This is a genomic window from uncultured Shewanella sp. (assembly GCF_947497935.1).
Classification (GTDB): domain Bacteria; phylum Pseudomonadota; class Gammaproteobacteria; order Enterobacterales; family Shewanellaceae; genus Shewanella.
In genome coordinates, this window is sequence record NZ_CANMIO010000050.1 from 1 (window position 1) to 931 (window position 931).

Here is a 931-nt window from a genome sequence, read left to right on the forward strand (position 1 = left end):
ATGGCTGGGGTACCAGGATTTGAACCTGGGAATGCCGAGATCAAAACCCGGTGCCTTACCGCTTGGCGATACCCCAAAAATCTTGCTTTCAGTAACAAGCCTTAGCTCATCACTTAAAATAAATGGTACGGGAAGAGAGACTTGAACTCTCACACCTTGCGGCACCAGAACCTAAATCTGGCGTGTCTACCAATTCCACCACTCCCGCACTGCATCAATTTTTACATCTAGATTAAGATGGTGTCTAAAAATAGCGCGTCTAATATCAACATCCACCACGTCAACACAGTATCAAGTTTTACATCTAGATTAAGATGACTCTATTTTACATCCAGAATAAAGATGGTAGCAATGGCGGGACTTGAACCTGCGACCCCAGCATTATGAGTGCTGTGCTCTAACCAGCTGAGCTACATTGCCAAAGATGGCTGGGGTACCAGGATTTGAACCTGGGAATGCCGAGATCAAAACCCGGTGCCTTACCGCTTGGCGATACCCCAAAAATCTTGCTTTCAGTAACAAGCCTTAGCTCATCACTTAAATTAAATGGTACGGGAAGAGAGACTTGAACTCTCACACCTTGCGGCACCAGAACCTAAATCTGGCGTGTCTACCAATTCCACCACTCCCGCACTGCATCAAGTTTTACATCTAGATTAAGATGGTCTCTGTGATTAAGCATGGCGTGTCTAACTTCAACATCCACCACATCAACACAGTATCAGTTTTTACATCTAGATTAAGATGACTCTATTTTACATCCAGAATAAAGATGGTAGCAATGGCGGGACTTGAACCTGCGACCCCAGCATTATGAGTGCTGTGCTCTAACCAGCTGAGCTACATTGCCAAAGATGGCTGGGGTACCAGGATTTGAACCTGGGAATGCCGAGATCAAAACCCGGTGCCTTACCGCTTGGCGATACCCCAA

General features: G+C 46.0%; 7 tRNA genes. All 7 read right to left on the reverse strand.

Going from position 1 to position 931, the window contains the following annotated elements:
- Window position 1: 1 nt before the first annotated feature.
- Window positions 2-76, reverse strand: a tRNA-Gln gene (locus tag Q1A86_RS21095).
- A gap of 47 nt (window positions 77-123) precedes the next feature.
- Window positions 124-208: transfer RNA gene (locus tag Q1A86_RS21100), tRNA-Leu, on the reverse strand.
- A gap of 135 nt (window positions 209-343) precedes the next feature.
- Window positions 344-420, reverse strand: a tRNA-Met gene (locus tag Q1A86_RS21105).
- Between the two features lie 5 nt (window positions 421-425).
- Window positions 426-500: transfer RNA gene (locus Q1A86_RS21110), tRNA-Gln, on the reverse strand.
- 47 nt (window positions 501-547) lie between these two features.
- Window positions 548-632, reverse strand: a tRNA-Leu gene (locus tag Q1A86_RS21115).
- A 141-nt stretch (window positions 633-773) separates the two neighbouring features.
- Window positions 774-850: transfer RNA gene (locus Q1A86_RS21120), tRNA-Met, on the reverse strand.
- A gap of 5 nt (window positions 851-855) precedes the next feature.
- A tRNA-Gln gene (locus Q1A86_RS21125) sits at window positions 856-930 on the reverse strand.
- Window position 931 lies beyond the last annotated feature (1 nt).